We start from the raw sequence: 17,934 nt of genomic DNA, 5'->3' as shown, positions 1-17,934 counted from the left end.
TCAGGGGGCTCCGAAGCCGGCGTCGGCGAGCACCTTCTGGCCGGTGTCGGAACGCACGTACGCCGTGAACGCCGCCGCGAGGTCGGGGTTCGACGCGTCCTTCAGGACACCGATCGGGTAGGTGTTCACGGCCTTCGACGCCGCGTCGAACCGGACGCCGTCGACCTTGCCGCCGGCACCCTCGACGTCGGTGACGTAGACGAGTCCCGCGTCCGCCTGGCCGGACTCGACCTTGCCGAGGACGTCGGTCACCGACTGCTCCTCGCTGACCGGCTGCAGGTCGACACCGGTGGCCTGCTCGACCTTCGCCGTCGCGGCACCGCACGGCACCGGGGTGGCGCAGGTGACGAGCTGCACGTCCGAGGCGGTCAGGTCGTCGAGGGTCGTGATCCCCTTCGGGTTGCCGGGAGCCACGGCGATCTCGAGGACGTTCGTGGCGAAGTCCCGCGGCGAACCGGCGGCGATGTCGGTCTTCACCAGCTTGTCCATGTTCGCCTCGTCGGCGGACGCGAAGACGTCGGCGGGGGCACCGTTCTGGATCTGCGTGACGAGGTCGCTCGAGCCGGCGAACGAGAAGGTGATCGTGGTCCCCGGGTGGGCGGCCTCGTACTGCTCACCGAGGGTCGTGAACGTCTTCTGGAGCGACGCCGCGGCGAAGACGGTGATCTTCCCGGTCGGGGCCCCGGCCGTGCTGCTCGCGCTGCTGCTCGGGGCGGTCGTGTCCGTCGTGCCGGCCGTGCCAGCCGTGTCGGCCGTGTCGGCCGTGCTGCAGCCGGCGAGGCCGACGGCGACGAGGGCGGTCGCGGCGATCAAGAAGGCGGCGTTCCGCACGTGCGTCGTCATCGCTCGATCGTATCCGCATCTGCGGTCGCTGTGGGCCGGATCGTCGGCAGGCCCTCCCGGTCCCAGGCCTGGATCCCACCGTCGAGGACCGTCGCGTCACGACCTGCGGCACGGGCTGCGCGTGCCCAGGCGGTCGCGCGGACGCCGCTGGCGCACACCACGACGACGGGTCGGTCGTCGTCTGCGGCGAGGTCGTCCGGCGGGAGGCTGCCGGCGACGATCCCGGTGGCGCGTTCCGCCGGGGTGCGGACGTCGACGAGGACGGGTCCGCCGCTGCCGCCGGCGGTCCGGTCGAGTCGGGCGGCGAGTGCCGCCGGGGCGATCCGGGGCGGGGCCTCGTCCACCGAGGGGGCCGGACGCCGGGAGCCCGGGCCGCGTCGCAGCGTGCTCTCGGTCCAGCGCCACCGTCGCGCGTCGACCGTGAGCACCCGGCCGGTCAACGGCTCCCCGATGCCGGCGACGAGCGCGGTCACCTGGGCCGCCATCACCGAGCCGACGGCGCCGCACAGCGCGGGCAGCACGCCGTCGAGCGCGCAGGACCCCTCGTCCGGCAGGGCGTCCGGGTGCAGGTCGTGGAAGTCGATCGGCTCCGGCCCGGCGTCGTGGAACACGGACACCTGCCCGTCGGTGCCGAGGACCGTGCCCCACACGAACGGCACCCCGGCCGTGGAGCAGGCGTCCGAGATCGCCCGGGTGACCTCGACGCTGTCCGCGGCGTCGACGACCACGTCGTGGCCCGCCACGTGGTCGGCGTGGAAGGGCTCGGCGAGTGCGACGACCTCGAGCTCCGGATCGACGCCCCGCACCCGCTCGGCCGCGCACTCGGCCTTGGGCCGTCCGACGTCCGCCGCGGCGAAGAGCGTCTGCCGTGCCAGGTTGGACGTGTCGACGACGTCGTGGTCGACGATGGTGACGCGGCGGAGCCCCGACCCGGCCAGGTACGTGAGCACGGGCGCGCCGAGGCCACCGGCGCCGACGACGAGGACGCTCGCCTCGGACAGCGCCCGGACGGCCCGGTCCCCCGCGCCCTGGAGCGCCGCGGTCCGGGACAGCAACCGACGGCGGTCGTCGCTCGGGTGCCGGTCGTCGGTCATGCGTCCGTCGGTTCCGCCGGCACCTCGACCGACACCATCGTCGCCTTGACCGATGCGACGGCGACCGTCCCGACCTCGAGCCCGAGGTCGCGGACGGCCTCGGCGCTCATGAGCGACACGACCCGGTGCGGGCCGCTCTGCAGCTCCACCTGCGCCATCACGCCGTCGACCACGAGGTCGGTGACGATCCCGACGAACCGGTTGCGAGCCGAGCTCTTGGTCCCCGACGGGTCGTCGAGCTGCCCGCCGGTGCCGCGGATGTGCGCCGCGAGTTCCCGCCCGTCCACGACGGTCCGTCCGGAGGGGTCGGTCCCCCGCGTGAAGGTCCCGGCGTCGACCATCCGCCGGACGGTGTCGTCGCTGACGCCGAGGTACCGCGCGGCGTCGCGGATGCGGAGCTTCGTCATGGTCCTCCGCACGATACCGGTATGTGGAACTCTCAGTCTGGGCTGCGGGGACGCCGGGCACCTGCCCAGCCGCCGCGGATACCGTCCTCACCGTGACTGCACCACGGACCGGCACCATCAGCATCCCCCGAACGTCGGGGATCGCGCCGGTTCGTGCCCGCTCCCGCTCCTGGTTCCGCGGCCTCGTGTCGAGCATCGGCACCGCCGTCGTCCGTACGCCCGAGTTGACGGTCGGCGCGTTCGGCGTGATCGTCTGCGCCGCCTTCGCCTGGGTCCCGTCGCTCTGGTACGACGAGGCCGCGACGGTCACGAGCGCCCAGCGGACCTGGCCGCAGCTCTGGGCCGAGCTGCACAGCGTCGACGCCGTGCACGGGCTCTACTACTCGCTGATGCACGTCTGGTTCTGGCTCGTCGGGTACACACCGTTCACGCTGCGGTTCCCGAGCGCCCTGGCCATCGGCGTGGCGGCGGGGCTCCTCGTCGCGCTCGGGCGCCGGCTCGGCGGACTTCGCCTGGGCATCACCGCCGGGCTCGTGTTCCTCGCGCTGCCCCGCGTGCAGTGGGCCGGGTCCGAGGGCCGGCCGTACGCCACGATCACGACCCTGGCCGTCTGCCTCACCCTCGTCGGCCTGACCGCGGTCCGCCGCACCCGGACGGGTCGCAGCCTGCACTGGTGGGCGGCCTACGGAGCACTCGCACTCGTCTCGGTGACCTTCAACGTCTACCTCTCGCTCGCGGTCGTCGCGCACGCCGTGACCCTGCTGTGGACGCTGCTCGCCCGCCGCGCGGCCGTCCGTCGCGCCACGGTGTCCCGCCGCGGCCACGACCTGGGTCCGGCGCTCGTCACCCGCGGGGTCCTGGTCCGCTGGGCCGTCGCAGCCGCCTTCGCCGCCGTGGCCGTCTCGCCGCTCGTCGTCGAGGTCGCCTCGCAGTCGAAGCAGGTCGCGTGGATCGCCGGCATCGGCGAGCGCACGGGTGTGCAGGTGTTCGCCACGGCCTGGTTCGGCGGCGTCGACGTGTACGCCGCGGGCGCGTGGGCGCTCATGCTCGTCGGCACGGTGTTCGCCCTCGTCGAGGCGCACCGGCGCTCCGCCACGGTCCGGTCGCTCGTCCGGGCGCAGGCGGTCCGCGTCGCCGTGCCCCTCGTCGTCATCCCGACGGCCGCGCTCGTGCTCGCCACGGCGATGGGGAAGCACCTGTACTCCCCGAAGTACGCCACCCTCAGCCTGCCGTTCGTCGCGCTGCTCATCGCCCTCGCCCTGACGCTGGTCCGGCCGAAGGCACTGCTCGCCGCAGCCGTGGCCGCCGTCCTCGTGCTGTCGGTGCCGACGGCCGTGGCCGTGAAGGAGCCGCTCGCGAAGCAGGACTCGACCTGGGCCCGTGCCGCCTCGATCATCGCCGCCGAGCGGAGCACCAACCGCGCCGACGCCGACGAGGGTGTCGTGTTCGGCAGCGTCTACGGGCACCCCGGCACCACCGCCGACGTCATCCGCGTCTCCTACCCGTCGGCGTTCGCCGGCATGACGGACCTCGGCGTGCGCAAGGTCGGAGCCGAGTCCGGCGTCCTGTGGAACCAGACCGGGGACCTCGAGACGACGATCCCGAGCCGCCTGGGCGACATCGACACGGTCTGGTTCGTCGGCGGGACGGTGAAGGCGCGCAACATCGAGCCGGAGACGGCCGCGGTGCTCGCGGAGCACGGCTTCACGGCGAAGGAGCACTGGAAGACCGGCACGGTCGTCATCACGGAGTACGTCCGGAACTGACCGGCCGACGGGACCCGCCGTCAGTGCTGGACGGTCAGTGCAGGACGCGGGCGCCGTGCACCGGTCCGGCGGCACGCACCGCGACCATGCCGGCGGCGCTGAGCTCGACCTGCACCTCGAGCGCGGCATCGCGGTCGGCGACGAGGAACGCCACCGTCGGCCCACTGCCCGACACCAGTCCGGCGAGGGCACCGGCCTTCTCCCCGATCTCGAGCGTCGTCGCGAGCGCGGGCTGGAGGCGCATCGCCGGGGCCTGCAGGTCGTTGTGCAGGCAGTCCGCGAGCAGGTCGGGATCGCCGGCGCGGAGGGCCTGCAGCACGTTCGCCTCGACCACGGGCGTGGTGGGTGCCGGCGCGATGTCCGCACGGTACCGCTCACGGTGTTCGTCGAGGGCCCGGTACACGGCGGGCGTCGAGAGGCCGGCGTCGCTCAGGGCGAGCACCCAGTGGAACTCGCCCTTGGCCAGCGCCGGGCTCAGCTCGTCGCCGCGCCCGGTCCCGACGGCGGTCCCGCCGGCGAAGGCGAAGGGCACGTCGGCGCCGAGCTGCGCGGCGAGACGCAGCAGTTCCTCACGCCCGAGCGCGGTCCCCCACAGCGTGTCGACGGCGAGCAGGGTCGCTGCGGCGTCGGCCGATCCACCGCCCATCCCACCGGCGACCGGGACCTGCTTGTCGATGGTGAGCCGGACGCCCCCGCGGTACCCGGCGGCGTCGGCCACGAGGCGCGCGGCCCGGATCGCGAGGTTCGACTCGTCGACCGGGACCGACCGGGTGTCGATCGGCCCGGTGAAGGTCACCGAGAAGTCGTCCGCCGGCTCGGCCGAGACGTCCTCGTACAACGAGACGGCCTGGTACGCCGTCGCCACGTCGTGGTACCCGTCGTCCTGCAGGGCCCCCACCGACAGGTAGACGTTGATCTTCCCGGGGGCGCGCGTCCGCACACGGGTCGGTGCGGCCAGCGTGGTCATGCCCCCAACCTATCCCGACGCAGCCGCGAAGCCGCGCGCGAGGTCCGCGAGGATGTCGTCCACGTGCTCGAGTCCGATGGACAGCCGGATCAACCCGTCCCCGACCCCCGCGGCCGCCCGCTCCGCCGAGGTCATCTGCACGTGGGTCGTCGACGCCGGGTGCACGACGAGCGAGCGCACGTCGCCGATGTTCGACACGTGGTCGAACAGCTCGAGCGCCGCGACGAACCGCCGCCCGGCGTCGACCCCGCCGTCGAGGTCGAACGCGAGCACCGCCGACGGACCCGCCGGCACGTACTGCTGGGCGAGTTCGTGCCACGGCGACGACGGAAGCCCGGCGTAGTGCACGCCGAGCACCTGGTCGTGCGCATCGAGCCACGTCGCCACCGCGGCCGCGTTCGACACGTGCCGGTCCATCCGGAGCGACAGGGTCTGGATGCCCTGCAGCACGAGGAAGGCGTTGAAGGGTGCGATCGCCGGCCCGAGGTCCGCGGAAAGCTTCGAGCGGGTGCGCTGGATGAAGGCGCGCCGCCCGAACTTCGCCGCGAAGTTCGTGTTCGCGAACCCGGACTGCTCGATCGTGGCGAGCTGCGGGTACCGCTCGGCGTGCGCCGCCCAGTCGAAGTTCCCGCTGTCGACGATGAGCCCGGCGATGGCGCTGCCGTGCCCGGCGAGGTACTTCGTCGCCGAGTGCACGACGATGTCCGCACCGTGCTCGATCGGCCGGACGAGGTACGGCGTGGCGATGGTGTTGTCGACGATGAGCGGCACGCCGTGCTCGTGCGCGACACCGGCCACCCCCGCGAAGTCGAGGACGTCGCCGCGCGGGTTCGGGATCGACTCGCCGAAGAACGCCTTCGTCTCCGGACGGACCGCCGCAGCCCACTCGTCGAGGTCCGTCGGGTCCTGCACGAACGTGAACGCGATGCCGAGGTCGCCCAGGGTGGAGGCGAAGAGCGTGTAGGTCGCGCCGTAGAGCGACGCACTCGACACGATGTGGTCTCCGGCGCGGGCCAGGCCGAGGACGGCGAGCGAGGTCGCAGCCTGCCCGGACGCGAGCGCGAGGGCGCCGACACCACCCTCGAGGTCGGCGATGCGACGCTCGAGCGCCGCAGCCGACGGGTTGTTCACCCGCGAGTACGTGTGACCGGGCGCGTTGAGCATGAAGCGGTCGGCCGCGTCCTCACCCGACGGGTACACGAACGCGGCGCTCTGCGCGATCGGCGGCACGTTGGCACCGAACCCGGGGTCCGCCCGGAAGCCGGCACGGATCTGCCGGGTCTCGAAGGCCCATCCGGCCTCGGTGCCGTCGGAGGCGTCGCCCATCAGACGACCGCCCCGGACGGCGCGGCCACGGACGGCCGGACGAGCGGGATGACCTGCTCGCCGAACCGGTCCATCTCCTCGAGCTGCGGCGAGAACTGCAGCAGCAGCGTGTCCACCCCGGCGTCCTCGAACTCGCGGATCCGCGCGGCCACCTGCTCCGGCGTCCCCACGAACCCGGGGCGGAGCCCACGGTTCGACACCGAGTAGTCCTCGAGCGACGGCACGTGCTCGAGCTGCGACTTCGAGATGAAGTCCTGGTACGACTCGTAGGCCCTGCCGTGCTGCACGTCCGTGATCCGGGCGAGCTCGGCCTGCGCCTCCTCCTCGGTCTCGCGCACGATGACGTAGGCGGCCATGCCGAACGCCTCGAACGGCGGCAGGCCGGCGTCGACGCGGCGCTGCTTCATCTCGGCGATCTTCGTCCGGAGCTCCTCGACGGTGCCGCCGTGGGTCACGTAGGCGTCGGCGTACCCGGTGATCGCCGCCTTGCCGGCCTCGCTCTCGCCGCCAGCGTAGATGCGCGGGGTGACCCGGGGCTTCGGCTCGAGGTGGCTGTTCTCGATGTCGTAGTACTCGCCGTGGAAGGAGTACGGCGTCTCCCGCCAGAGCCCCTTCATGATCTCGACGAACTCCGCCGTGCGCTTGTACCGGTCGTCGTGCTCCGAGAAGATGCCGCCGTACTGCTTGGCCTCTTCCGCCCACCACGCGCTCACCACGTTGAACGTGAACCGGCCGCACGAGATGTCGTCGATCGTCGCGGCCTGCTTCGCCGTCACCGCGGGCAGGTGGTACCCGGGACGCATCGCCGCCATGATCTCGAGGCGCTCGGTCGTCGCCGCGATGGCCGCGGCGAGCGACCAGGCCTCCAGCGAGGGCGCGGCCGTGCCCTTGATGTCGTTGAGGTTGAGCTCCGGCACGAGCGTCAGGTCGAAGCCGATCCGCTCGGCGCGCTGCGCCAGCCGCTTCACGTAGTCGAAGGTGACCGGCATGTTCTCGTTGTCGACGTTGCGCAGCCAGCCGCCGAAGAGCGGGGTCCAGTATCCGAATCGCACGGGGTGAGTTCCTTGGGGAGGTGGGGAGGGTCGGACTGGAGGCGCGGGGCGGGCCCGCACCGCGCCTCCAGTCCGGTGGATCTTGCGTTCTCAGGCCGTGAGCTGCGCCGCGTACTGCGTCTCCAGCAGGCCGCCGAGGTACCGCGCGATGGAGCGCGGGCCGGAGGCCGGCGCGGTCTCCTCGACGGCGGGGTTGTAGTTCGTGTTCGTGTTGATGTCGTAGACGACCGTGCGACCGTCCGTCGTCTCCATGAACTCGACGCCCGCGATCTGGATCCGCTGATCGGCCAGGAACGTGCGGAGCTGCTGGACGAGCGGGTGCTCGGCCGTGACCTCGGTCCGGACACTGAACGCGCTCGGCTCTTCGGCTCCCGGCACGTCGCAGACTGCTCCCGCGATGACCTGGGGGACCTCGCACGCGTCGGCCGGGCACAGCTCGAAGCTGCCGGCGCTCGTGTCGACGCGGACGGCGTAGACGAACTCGCCGCCGACGAACTCGACGCGTGTGATGAACGGCTCGCGGGCCGTGAGGTACTCCTGCAGCAGGGTGATGCCGTCGACGGGCTCCTCGAACTCCGGGCTGTCGACGTAGGCGTCGAACTCGGCGAGCGAGTCGAACCGGCGGACGCCGAGGCCCTTGCCGCCCTGGTTGTGCTTCGTGATGAACGGCACGTCCTGGCCGCCGGTGAAGTCGTGGGCCGCCTGCTTGAGCGTCGTGCGCCCGAAAACGGCCGTGGTGCGGGGCACGTCGAACCCGGCGTTCCGGAGCAGTCCGTGCTGGGCGACCTTCGAGACCTCGAGCTCGAGGACGTGACTGCCGCCGACGACCGGTCGACCGGCACGCTCGAGCCAGCCGAGGACCGCGCGGGTGTACTCCTTCGAGTGCTCGTGCCCGCGCGTGTGGGAGCTCGCCGACATCCGCGACCAGTACACGCCCGGTTCGGGGTCGGCTCCGAGGTCGATCTGTCCCTCGGTGAGGAGGATCTCCTCGACGGGGACCCCCTCGGCCTCGAAGGCAGCGGCGAGCGGCGGGAACCACTCGGGGTTCTCGTGGATGACGTACACGCGGGGAGTGCTCACCTCGCCACCCTAGGCACGGCCTGCCGGGAGTCGCCAGGTGTGTGACGCGGGTTTACTCCGTCAGCGGGCGAAGGTCTGCTGGCCGACGACGCCGAGGAGCTCGAGCTTCTGCGCGTCCTCGCTGCCCGTCGGTGCCGTGAAGAGCAGCAGCGCCTGCGTCTGGCTCGTCGTGTGGAGCACCTGGCAGTCCACGGTGATGCGACCGAGCTCGGGGTGGACGAACGTCTTGTGGTCCTCCCACCGGCTCGCCACCTCGTGCAGGGACCACAGCGCTCGGAAGTCCGCGCTGTTCGCCTCGAGGTCGGCGATGAGCTCCGCTGCCCGGGTGTCCGTCGGTCCCGCGGCGCCGACCGCTGCGCGGAGTGCGGCGACCTGTGCCCGGGCGAGCCGCTCGTGCTCCTCCGGCGCGTACTTCGCCCGTTCGTAGCCCGTCATGAACCAGCGCCACGGCTGGTACCGCTCGTTGCCCGGCAACCCCGTGGTCGTGCCGAGGAGCGCCGCCCCGAGCCGGTTCTCGACGAGGGTCTCCCCCAGGTCGTTCACCACGATCGCCGGGGTGTCCTCGAGGCGGTCGAGCACCCGGAGGATCGCGGGGTCGACGTGGTCGGAACGGTGGACCCGAGCGGGCGCGTTGTGCCCGGCGAGGCGGAACAGGTGGTCGCGCTCGTCGAGGCTGCAGCGGAGCGCCCGAGCGATCGCCGCGACCATCTGCTCGGACGGCTGCGGTCCGCGCTGCTGCTCGAGGCGCGTGTAGTAGTCGGCGGACATCCCCGCCAGCGCGGCGACCTCCTCGCGCCGGAGGCCCGGCGTGCGGCGGCGCTGCCCGGATCCGAGTCCGACGTCCTCGGGGCGCAGCAGTTCGCGGCGGCGGCGGAGGAAGTCGGCGAGCCCGGGGCGGTCCATGCCTTCATCGTGCACCGGCTCCGGCGACCGTGCCAGGGATCGGCGGTCCCCCGATGACGGCGCTCTGGTTCGGGCGGTCGGGCGGGTGGATCGTGGTCGTCATGGACATCACGAACTCCACCGTCTTCATCCCCGGCGCGACCTCGGGCATCGGCCTCGGGCTGGCCCAGCGCCTGCAGGCAGCGGGCAGCACCGTCGTCATCGGCGGCCGACGTCGCGCCCTGCTCGACTCACTGCACGACGAATACGGCTTCGGCACCGTCGAGCTCGACGTCACCGACCCGGCGTCGATCACCGCCGCGGCCGCCTCCGTCATCGACGCCTACCCGTCGCTCGACGCCCTCGTCACGATGTCGGGCATCATGCGCGCCGAGGACCTGCGATCGTCGGAACACCTGGCCGACGCCGTCGCCACCGTCGAGACGAACCTGCTCGGCACCATCCGCCTCATCGACGCCTTCCTGCCACACCTGCTCGGTCGTCCGGCGTCGACGATCGTCACCGTGTCGTCGGGGCTGGCGTACACACCGCTCGCCGCGACCCCGACCTACAGCGCCACGAAGGCCGCGGTGCACTCGTACACGCAGTCGCTCCGCCAGCAGCTGACCGGGTCACCCGTCGCGGTACTCGAGCTCGTGCCGCCGGCGGTCGCCACGGACCTGATGGGCGAGGGCGTCGACTTCGGCGGGATGCCGCTGTCCTCGTTCCTCGACGAGGTGGTGTCGCTGCTGCAGGCCGGCGCCGCGCCAGAGATCCTGGTGCAGAACGTGCTGCCGCTGCGGTGGTCGGAGCGGGACGGGACGCAGCAGCAGCTCATCGAGGCGCTGGCGTCGCGGGGGCACTGACGACCGGCTCGCCGTCCGTCTCGCTCAGTCGGTGGCGCCGTCCGCCTCGCCGCGGGCTCCGCGCCGTCGGATCACGCCGTCGAGGATCCGGTTGACGAGTCGCCAGGCCGGCCACGCGAGGGCCCCGACCAGCGCCGTGTCGACCGGGCGGCCGAGCGCGCGGATCACGACGTACGCGCCCGTCATCGCCAGGCCGGTCGACAGGGCGGCGTTGAGGCGGCGGGGCGTCCAGCCCTGGCCGTGGCTGTGGTCGTGGTGGTCGCCGTCGCCGTCGCCGTCATCGTCATCGTCATCGTCGGGGAGGCGGTCGAACGTGATCCCCCACGCGACGAACAGCCCGCCCAGCACGACGGCCACCCACGCGGCGTCGTCGGACGGATCCCGGAGGAGCGCGAGCACGGCGAAGACCACAATGGCGCACCCCGCGATCACTGCCGTGAGCAGGAGGACGAGTGCGGAACGGGAACGCGGTGCAGACACCCGTCGAAGCCTAGGGCCATCCGATCGATCCGCGCGTGCCCCGTTCAGGACCCCGGTTCAGAGTGCCGCGAGCAGGTCCTGGAGTTCCGCCTTGGCGTCGGGCATGCGTTCCGGTCCGGTGAGCCGTTCCCGCTGCACGGCGATCCGGACCGTGCCCGCCCGGGAGCCGTCCTCGGTGGTGAGCAGCACCGACTCGCGATCGGGGAACGTCCACCGCGCCGACGGCCGCTTCCCGCCCCGGCGTTCCGAGGTCGGGGCGAACCCGAACGCCGTCGTGCAGACCGGCACGACCCCGTCGAGCACCGTCTCGCGCTCCCCGGGCACCTGGCGCGACGCCGACACCGCGAACGAGCCGTCCGATCGTTGCCCGGGGATCCGGAGGCCCCTCGCCTGCTCGTACCCGATCGTGACGCCCTGCGCCCACCACGGCTCGACGCCCTGTTCGACGATCCAAGCGGCGATGGCGGTGTGCCCGATCGTCCGTCCGTCGATCTCGTCGATGCGGGCGTACCAGTCGTCCGGCGTGCGACCGGTCGCCGCGAGCACGTTGTCGGCGGCCATCCCCTGCGCGTGCGATCGCACCGTCCCGTCGGTCATGCCGCCATCGTAGGGGCGGTGCGATCGCTTCACGCTCGTGATCTCGTCAGCTCGCGGATCCGGACCGCAGTCGCCGCGCAGCATCGACGCCGTCAGGCGAGATGAGGAGCGGGAGTTCCTCGCGCGGAACGGTGCCGAACGCGACGTCGCACGTGACGATGGCGCTGACTTCGGCGGCGATCGCGGTCGCGACCTGAACTGCTCCCCGGGTGGTGAGCCCCCACGTCGACATCAGGAGCGGGAGATCGGACGCGACCTCGTCCACGCCCACCCAGTGCATCGAGATCGACCCGAGCATGCCCTGCCAAGCCGCGATGTACGAGGCCGCGGCGTCCTGGCCGATGTCGAACGCCGCGTCGAACACGTCGAGCTCGAGGAGCGTGGTGTAGAGGATCTTGGTGTCCATCAGGTCGAGGCGGTCGAGGAACGCGACGGCCTCGACGTGACCCGGCTCGGAGGGGTTCAGGGCGCGCAGCATGAAACTGCTGTCGAGGAGTACCTGGTCCGGACGCGCGGTGCAGGTGGAGTAGGAGAGCACTCCGCGGTCACCGAACGCCGTCGGGCTGAGCGGCTCGAACACCGGCTCAGACCGCGGTGCGTCGGAAGTGTTCGACCGGTGCGGGCCTGACCTCACCCTGGAACGAGTTCAGCGCGCGATGCAGCCGAGCTCGACGCTCTTCCCGCGTCCCTTCGCGCGGCGGCGTTCGTGTGAGGATCGATGCCATCTCCGCCGCGGTGAACACGCGGACTCCGTGACGCACCTCTGCCGGAGCGGTGTCGGTGGCGGGCGGTCGGTACTGGACGCTCATGGTGTCTCCTTCGGTTCGTGGGGACGACCTTAGGCGGGCACGGAGCCGGTCTGCAAACATGTTGGATTTCCATGACTTCGGGGCAGGTGCTCGCGCTCGACACCGCTTCCCACGAGGATGGACGGTGATGAACGACCGCCTCGCCACCGTCCAGCGCATCGTCGCCGAAGCCGGCATCGACGCGACCGCCCGGGAACTCCCCGACTCGACCCACAGCGCCGCGCAGGCCGCCGCCGCGCTCGGCACCGAACCGGGAGCGATCGCGAGCAGCCTGCTGTTCCTGGCCGACGGGGAACCCCTGCTCGCGATGACGTCCGGCCGGCACCGGGTCGACACCGACCTGCTCGCCGCCCAGATCGACGCGACCGAGCTCACCATGGCCACCGCGAAGCAGGTCCGCGAGATCACCGGGCAGCCGATCGGCGGCGTCTCCCCCGTCGGGCACCCGGCCCCGATCCGCACGGTGGTCGACGAGGCGCTCCGCGAGTACGACACGGTCTGGTCGGCCGCGGGGACCGCGAACAGCGTGCTCCCCCTGACCTTCGAGCAGTTGCTGTCGCTGACCGGTGGGACGGTCGTCCGGGTCAACGACCACTGATGGCGACGCGGACGCGGGTCGAGCTGGGGCGACGAGAGGACCTCGGCGCCGACTGCGCGAACTGCTTCGGCCTGTGCTGCGTCGCCCTGGCGTTCGCGAAGTCCGCGGACTTCCCGTTCGACAAGGACGCCGGCGACCCGTGCACGAACCTCGACGACGCGGACGACTGCCGGATCCACCCGCACCTGCGCGAGCGGGGCTTCTCCGGCTGCACGGTGTTCGACTGCTCGGGGGCAGGGCAGAAGGTCTCCCGGCACACCTTCGCGGGCCGCTCGTGGCGCGAGGACCCCGAGACGCAGCGGTCCATGTTCGCCACGTTCCCGATCGTCCGACGACTCCACGACCTCCTGCGGTACCTCGACGAGGCGATCACCCTCGTGCGAGCGACACACGACGAGACCCCCTGGGTCGCGGGCTTCGAGCGCGTCCGCCTGCTGAGCGACGGGACGCCGGAGGACCTCGCCACCCTCGACGTCGACGCGGAGTACGACCGTGCCCGTCCGCTCCTGCTCGAGGCGAGTGCGATCGCGCGTCGGCAGGGTCCGGTCGGTGCCCACGACCAGCGAGTCGGTCCGGGGACGGACCTCGTCGGCGCGGACCTGCGCGGGGCCGACCTGCGCGGGGCGACGCTGCGGGGGTCGCTCGCCATCGCGGCGGACCTGCGGGGCGCCCGGTTGGACCGTTGCGATCTGCTCGGCGTGGACCTCCGCGACGCGGACCTGCGCGGCACCGATCTCCGTGGCGCGGTGTTCCTCACGCAGATGCAGGTCAACGCGGCGCGGGGTGACGCGGCCACGGTCCTACCGGAGGGGTTCCAGCGCCCCGGGCACTGGAGCACGACGGCGGACGCGGCCGCCGGGGTCACTCCGCTGCGGCGAGGACCGTCCGGCCGAGGCGCACGAAGTCGTCGGCGCTGAGCATCTCGCCCCGAGCCGTCGGGTCGACCCCGCCGGCGGTGAGGAGTTCCGACGCCCGGGCACTGCTGCCGAGGACACCGGAGAGGCTCTGGCGGAGCATCTTCCGCCGCTGCTGGAACGCCCCGTCGACGAGCGCGAAGACCTGCGCCCGCAGTGCTTCGTCCCCGGGCGGGTCGTGCCGGTCGAACCCGACGAGGACACTGTCGACGTTCGGCACCGGCCAGAACACCTGCCGGCTGACCTGTCCGGCGATCGACCACGACCCGTACCAGGCGGCCTTCACGCTCGGCGCTCCGTAGACCTTGCTTCCGGGGCCCGCGGCGATGCGGTAGCCGACCTCGGCCTGCACCATGACGAGCGCCCGTTCGATCGACGGGAAGGTCGCGAGCAGGTGGAGCAGCACCGGGACGGAGACGTTGTAGGGCAGGTTCGCGACGACGTGCGTGGGCGCCTCGGGCAGGTCCGTCGCGGCGACGGTGAGGGCGTCCTGGTGGATGACCTCGAGCCGGGCCGCCGGTTGCATCGTGGCGACCGTGTTCGGCAGCTGGGCGGCGAGCCGGCCGTCGATCTCCACCGCGGTGACGGAGGCGCCCGTCTCGGTCAACCCGAGCGTCAGCGAGCCGAGACCGGGACCGATCTCGAGCACCTTCGAGTCGGCGGTGACCCGACCGGACGCCACGATGCGACGGACCGTGTTCGCGTCGTGCACGAAGTTCTGGCCGAGCTTCTTCGTCGGCGTGACGTCGAGCTGGGCCGCGAGGTCCCGGATCTCCGCCGGGCCGAGGAGCGATGCCACTACTGCTCCACCGTCACGGGCTCGGCGTCCCACGCGCCGTAGACGAGCTCGGTGTTCGAGGCGATCTGTGCCGCGAGCATCGAGGCGTCGGTCCCGAGGGTCTCGGCCATCGACCGGAGGGTGAGCGGGATGAGGTACGGCGCGTTCGGGCGGCCGCGGAACGGCGTCGGCGTGAGGTACGGGGCGTCGGTCTCGACCATGATCAGGTGACGGGGTGCGACCTCGAGCGCGGAACGCAGGGGGGCCGCGTTCTTGAAGGTCACGGTGCCGGCGAACGACATGTACCAGCCGCGCTCCGCGCAGAGCCGGGCGAGGTCGGGACCGCCGGAGAAGCAGTGGAACACGGTCTTCTCGGGAGCGCCGACACGGTCGAGGACCTCGACCACGGCGTCGTGCGCGTCGCGGTCGTGGATCGTCAGCGCGAGGTCGTGCGCCTTCGCGATGCGGATGTGCTCCTCGAACGAGCGGACCTGGGCGTCGCGGCCGTCCTCGCCGGTGCGGAAGAAGTCGAGACCGGTCTCGCCGATCGCCCGGACCCGGGGCAGTGCCGCGAGCCGTTCGATGCCGGCGAGGTGCTCGTCGAGCAGACCCTGTTCCTGCAGCGACGGCGCCTCGTTCGGGTGCAGCGCCACCGCTGCGAGGACCCGGGGCTCACGAGCAGCGATGGCCGCCGACCACTCCGAGGTCGCCAGGTCGGTGCCGACCTGCACGACACCGCGGACGCCGACGCTCGACGCGCGGTCGAGGTGTTCCCGGTAGTCGAGCGCGCCGTCGCCGCCGTCGGCGATCTCCATGTGGGTGTGGTTGTCGTAGACCGGGACGACGAGCGCCTCGGGCAGGGGCGGGTAGGTCAGGTCCCGCTTGGACCCGTCGCCGTCACCACGGGCGCGGAGGTGGGCGTCGGTCACGCTGCGCCCTGCTCCGACTGCTCGATGCGCGGGAACAACCCGGACTCGAGCGGGACCACGGTCGAGGCACCCTGCCACTCCCACGCACGGTCCACCCGCTGCTCGGCGATCGATCCGCCGGCACCGATCGACGCCCAGAGCTTCTCGGTCGCCTTCGGCATGACCGGCGAGAGCAGGACGGCGACGGTGCCGAGCCCACGGAGCGCGGTGGTCAGGACGGTGCCGAGCCGCTCGCGCTGCGCGTCGTCCTTCGCCAGCGCCCACGGCTGCTGCTCGGTGATGTACCCGTTCAGCGCGTCGACGAGCTCCCACACCGCGGCGATGGCCTCGTGCGGGGCGAACGCGGCGATGGCGGCGTCGGCGCGCTCGGTGACGGAGACCGCGAGCGCGTCGATCGCTTCGTCGGACGAGGTCAGCGACCCACGCTCGGGCACCGCACCGTCGAAGTACTTCTGCAGCATCGCGACGAGTCGGGAGGCGAGGTTGCCGAAGCCGTTCGCGAGCTCGGCCTGGTAGCGGGCGGAGATGTCCTCCCAGCTGAAGTTGCCGTCCTGCCCGAAGGTGATGGCGCGGAGGAAGTAGTAGCGGAAGGCGTCGGACCCGAACGTGTCGGTGATCTCCGACGGCGCGATCCCGGTCAGCTTCGACTTCGACATCTTCTCGCCGCCGACGAGCAGCCAGCCGTGGCCGAACACCCGCTCGGGGACGGGCAGCCCGGCGGCCATGAGCATCGCCGGCCAGATCACCGCGTGGAACCGGGCGATGTCCTTGCCGACGATGTGCACGCTCGGCCAGAGGCGCTGGAAGGCCTCGTCGTCGTCGGTGCCGTACCCGAGCGCCGTGACGTAGTTGAGCAGTGCGTCGAACCACACGTAGAGGACGTGGTCGTGGTCCCACGGGATCTGGATGCCCCAGTCGAAGCTCGACCGCGAGATCGACAGGTCGCGCAGACCCTGCTTGACGAACGAGATGATCTCGTTGCGGACGCTCTCCGGCTGGATGAACAGCGGGTTCGACTCGTACAGGTCGAGAAGGCGCTGCTCGAAGTCGGACATGCGGAAGAAGTAGTTGCGCTCGGACAGCACCTCGACCGGGATCGAGTGGATCGCGCAGACCTGCTGCCCCTCGTACGCACCGGTGCCGGGGACGAGGTCGCTCGGCTGCTTGTACTCCTCGCAGCCCACGCAGTAGAAGCCCTCGAACTCGCCCGCGTAGATGTAGCCGTCGTCGTACAGCTTCTGCAGGAACGCCGTCACGCCGCGCTCGTGGCGCTCGTCCGTGGTGCGGATGAAGTCGTCGTTCGCCACGTCGACGGTGTCGAGGAGCGGCTTCCACGCCTCGGTCACGAGCCGGTCGGCCCATTCCTTGGGCGTGACGTCGTTGGCCGAGGCCGTCCGCAGGATCTTCTGCCCGTGCTCGTCGGTGCCGGTGAGCAGCCACGTGTCGTCGCCGCGCTGCCGGTGCCAGCGCGCGAGGACGTCCGCGGCCACCTCGGTGTAGGCGTGCCCGATGTGGGGCACGTCGTTCACGTAGAAGATCGGCGTGGTGATGCTGAACGAGGACCCGTCGGACATGCGGACCATCCTACGGGCGGGCGGGAGCCGCATGACGCGCCCCGCGCGCCACCTGTGGAGAACCGGACGGGAGGCGCGGTGCGCGTCCGGAACCGCGCCTCCCGTCCGGTGACGCTCGCGTCTACCGCGCCGCCAGCGCGCCCTCGTAGAGGTCGCGCTTCGACAGCCCCGTCGCGTCCGCGACGGCTGCGGCCGCCTCCTTCATACGCGACCCGGCGGCCACCCGCTCCAGCACGAGCCGGACGCCGTCCTCGATCGTCGTGTCGTCGAGCGCTCCGGTCGACCCCTCGACGACGACGCAGATCTCACCGCGCACCCCGTCAGCTGCCCACGCCGCGAGCTCCGCGAGGGACCCGCGTCGGACCTCCTCGTGCAGCTTCGTCAGCTCGCGGCAGACGACCGCGCGCCGGTCGTCCCCGAAGCCCGCGGCCATGTCCGCGAGCGTGTCGCCCAACCGGTGCGGCGACTCGAAGAACACCATCGTCCGCTGCTCCCCGGCGAGCGACGCGAAGAGCCGCCGACGTTCCCCGCCCTTCCGTGTCGGGAACCCCTCGAAGCTGAAGCGGTCCGTCGGCAACCCCGACACGGCGAGCGCCATGAGCACCGCCGAGGGGCCCGGCAGCGCGGTGACCGTGACCCCGGCGGCCGCGGCGGCCTCGACGAGGGGGAAGCCCGGGTCGCTGATGGCGGGCATGCCGGCGTCGGTGAGGACGACGACGTCCTCGTCCCGCGCGAGCTCGACGACCTCGGCCGCCTTCGCCCGTTCGTTGTGCTCGTGCAGTGCGATGAGGCGCGGGCGGTTCTCGATGCCGAGCGCCCGCATGAGGTGGATCGCGGTGCGGGTGTCCTCGGCGGCGACCACACTCGCGTTCGAGAGGGTCTCGACCAACCTCCGGGAGGCGTCTCCGAGGTTGCCGATGGGCGTTGCTGCGAGCACGATCACGGGACCATTGTGGTCGCCTGTGCGCGGCT

General features: G+C 72.0%; 20 protein-coding genes. 4 read left to right on the top strand and 16 right to left on the bottom strand.

Features of this window, described 5'->3' with window-relative positions; genetic code table 11:
• Genes modA through ACIPEP_RS02825 form a run of 3 tightly spaced genes read right to left on the bottom strand, consistent with a single transcriptional unit; the run spans nt 1 to nt 2,344 of the window.
• Nucleotides 1-843: a molybdate ABC transporter substrate-binding protein gene (modA, locus tag ACIPEP_RS02835; protein WP_402716438.1), complete on the bottom strand. Its 843-nt coding sequence runs from the start codon at nt 841-843 to the stop codon at nt 1-3.
• Nucleotides 840-1,937 (bottom strand): ThiF family adenylyltransferase, encoded by a 1,098-nt coding sequence (locus ACIPEP_RS02830; RefSeq protein WP_402716437.1) that lies wholly within the window; start codon nt 1,935-1,937, stop codon nt 840-842. Before ACIPEP_RS02830 ends, modA begins: the two co-directional genes overlap by 4 nt.
• A complete protein-coding gene (locus tag ACIPEP_RS02825; RefSeq protein WP_071296058.1) occupies nt 1,934-2,344 on the bottom strand; it encodes a molybdopterin-binding protein in 411 nt (136 codons plus the stop codon). Before ACIPEP_RS02825 ends, ACIPEP_RS02830 begins: the two co-directional genes overlap by 4 nt.
• A 92-nt stretch (nt 2,345-2,436) precedes the next feature.
• On the opposite strand from ACIPEP_RS02825, the gene ACIPEP_RS02820 reads away from it, so the two are divergent.
• A complete protein-coding gene (locus ACIPEP_RS02820; RefSeq protein ID WP_402716436.1) occupies nt 2,437-4,110 on the top strand; it encodes a hypothetical protein in 1,674 nt (557 codons plus the stop codon).
• A 34-nt stretch (nt 4,111-4,144) separates the two neighbouring features.
• Here the strand turns inward: ACIPEP_RS02820 and ACIPEP_RS02815 are convergent, their stop codons facing one another.
• From ACIPEP_RS02815 to ACIPEP_RS02795, 5 genes are all read right to left on the bottom strand, one after another.
• Nucleotides 4,145-5,077 (bottom strand): 4-(cytidine 5'-diphospho)-2-C-methyl-D-erythritol kinase, encoded by a 933-nt coding sequence (locus tag ACIPEP_RS02815; protein WP_070418109.1) that lies wholly within the window; start codon nt 5,075-5,077, stop codon nt 4,145-4,147.
• Nucleotides 5,078-5,086: 9 nt separating this feature from the next.
• Nucleotides 5,087-6,403 carry an O-acetylhomoserine aminocarboxypropyltransferase/cysteine synthase family protein gene (locus ACIPEP_RS02810; RefSeq protein ID WP_261646205.1) on the bottom strand — a complete coding sequence of 439 codons (1,317 nt, stop codon included), beginning with the start codon at nt 6,401-6,403 and terminating at the stop codon, nt 5,087-5,089.
• Nucleotides 6,403-7,455: an LLM class flavin-dependent oxidoreductase gene (locus ACIPEP_RS02805; RefSeq protein ID WP_261646206.1), complete on the bottom strand. Its 1,053-nt coding sequence runs from the start codon at nt 7,453-7,455 to the stop codon at nt 6,403-6,405. Before ACIPEP_RS02805 ends, ACIPEP_RS02810 begins: the two co-directional genes overlap by 1 nt.
• Before the next feature lie 90 nt (nt 7,456-7,545).
• Nucleotides 7,546-8,535 carry a RimK family alpha-L-glutamate ligase gene (locus ACIPEP_RS02800; RefSeq protein WP_402716435.1) on the bottom strand — a complete coding sequence of 330 codons (990 nt, stop codon included), beginning with the start codon at nt 8,533-8,535 and terminating at the stop codon, nt 7,546-7,548.
• Between the two features lie 60 nt (nt 8,536-8,595).
• Nucleotides 8,596-9,438 carry a helix-turn-helix transcriptional regulator gene (locus tag ACIPEP_RS02795; RefSeq protein WP_071296062.1) on the bottom strand — a complete coding sequence of 281 codons (843 nt, stop codon included), beginning with the start codon at nt 9,436-9,438 and terminating at the stop codon, nt 8,596-8,598.
• Between the two features lie 53 nt (nt 9,439-9,491).
• Between ACIPEP_RS02795 and ACIPEP_RS02790 the strand changes: the two genes are divergently transcribed.
• Nucleotides 9,492-10,283: an SDR family oxidoreductase gene (locus tag ACIPEP_RS02790; RefSeq protein WP_402716434.1), complete on the top strand. Its 792-nt coding sequence runs from the start codon at nt 9,492-9,494 to the stop codon at nt 10,281-10,283.
• A 24-nt stretch (nt 10,284-10,307) separates the two neighbouring features.
• Here ACIPEP_RS02790 and ACIPEP_RS02785 read toward each other — a convergent pair whose 3' ends face one another.
• From ACIPEP_RS02785 to ACIPEP_RS02770, 4 genes are read right to left on the bottom strand one after another with little or no spacing between them, the layout of a single operon-like run.
• Nucleotides 10,308-10,763, bottom strand: coding sequence for a hypothetical protein (locus tag ACIPEP_RS02785; RefSeq protein WP_402716433.1), 456 nt, complete (start codon nt 10,761-10,763; stop codon nt 10,308-10,310).
• Nucleotides 10,764-10,820: 57 nt separating this feature from the next.
• Nucleotides 10,821-11,360, bottom strand: coding sequence for a hypothetical protein (locus tag ACIPEP_RS02780; RefSeq protein WP_402716432.1), 540 nt, complete (start codon nt 11,358-11,360; stop codon nt 10,821-10,823).
• A 46-nt stretch (nt 11,361-11,406) separates the two neighbouring features.
• On the bottom strand, nt 11,407-11,940 hold the full coding sequence (locus tag ACIPEP_RS02775; protein ID WP_402716431.1) for a type II toxin-antitoxin system VapC family toxin: 534 nt from the start codon (nt 11,938-11,940) through the stop codon (nt 11,407-11,409).
• 4 nt (nt 11,941-11,944) lie between these two features.
• Entirely contained in the window at nt 11,945-12,169 is a 225-nt protein-coding gene (locus ACIPEP_RS02770) for a hypothetical protein (RefSeq protein WP_139219788.1), read from the bottom strand.
• Nucleotides 12,170-12,296: 127 nt separating this feature from the next.
• Here ACIPEP_RS02770 and ACIPEP_RS02765 point away from each other — a divergent pair, with 127 nt between their 5' ends.
• Both ACIPEP_RS02765 and ACIPEP_RS02760 read left to right on the top strand, forming a co-directional pair.
• Entirely contained in the window at nt 12,297-12,767 is a 471-nt protein-coding gene (locus tag ACIPEP_RS02765) for a YbaK/EbsC family protein (protein WP_071296066.1), read from the top strand.
• Entirely contained in the window at nt 12,767-13,684 is a 918-nt protein-coding gene (locus tag ACIPEP_RS02760) for a pentapeptide repeat-containing protein (RefSeq protein WP_402716430.1), read from the top strand. The genes ACIPEP_RS02765 and ACIPEP_RS02760 overlap by 1 nt, the downstream gene beginning before the upstream one ends.
• On the opposite strand, the gene rsmA is transcribed toward ACIPEP_RS02760, so the two are convergent.
• From rsmA to rsmI, 4 genes are all read right to left on the bottom strand, one after another.
• A complete protein-coding gene (rsmA, locus tag ACIPEP_RS02755) occupies nt 13,629-14,480 on the bottom strand; it encodes a 16S rRNA (adenine(1518)-N(6)/adenine(1519)-N(6))-dimethyltransferase RsmA (protein ID WP_402716429.1) in 852 nt (283 codons plus the stop codon). The genes ACIPEP_RS02760 and rsmA overlap by 56 nt on opposite strands.
• Nucleotides 14,480-15,388 (bottom strand): TatD family hydrolase, encoded by a 909-nt coding sequence (locus ACIPEP_RS02750; RefSeq protein ID WP_402716428.1) that lies wholly within the window; start codon nt 15,386-15,388, stop codon nt 14,480-14,482. Before ACIPEP_RS02750 ends, rsmA begins: the two co-directional genes overlap by 1 nt.
• The gene (gene metG / locus ACIPEP_RS02745) at nt 15,385-16,962 is read right to left on the bottom strand and encodes a methionine--tRNA ligase (protein ID WP_402716427.1); all 1,578 of its coding nucleotides are present in this window, start codon (nt 16,960-16,962) and stop codon (nt 15,385-15,387) included. Before metG ends, ACIPEP_RS02750 begins: the two co-directional genes overlap by 4 nt.
• A 121-nt stretch (nt 16,963-17,083) precedes the next feature.
• Complete coding sequence (gene rsmI / locus ACIPEP_RS02740) at nt 17,084-17,905, bottom strand: 16S rRNA (cytidine(1402)-2'-O)-methyltransferase (RefSeq protein WP_070418096.1); 822 nt, start codon at nt 17,903-17,905, stop codon at nt 17,084-17,086.
• Nucleotides 17,906-17,934: the final 29 nt, after the last annotated feature.

The sequence above is a fragment of the Curtobacterium sp. NPDC087082 genome (assembly GCF_044745045.1).
Taxonomy (GTDB): Bacteria; Actinomycetota; Actinomycetes; order Actinomycetales; family Microbacteriaceae; genus Curtobacterium.
This window is presented reverse-complemented; position numbering and strand designations above follow the sequence as displayed.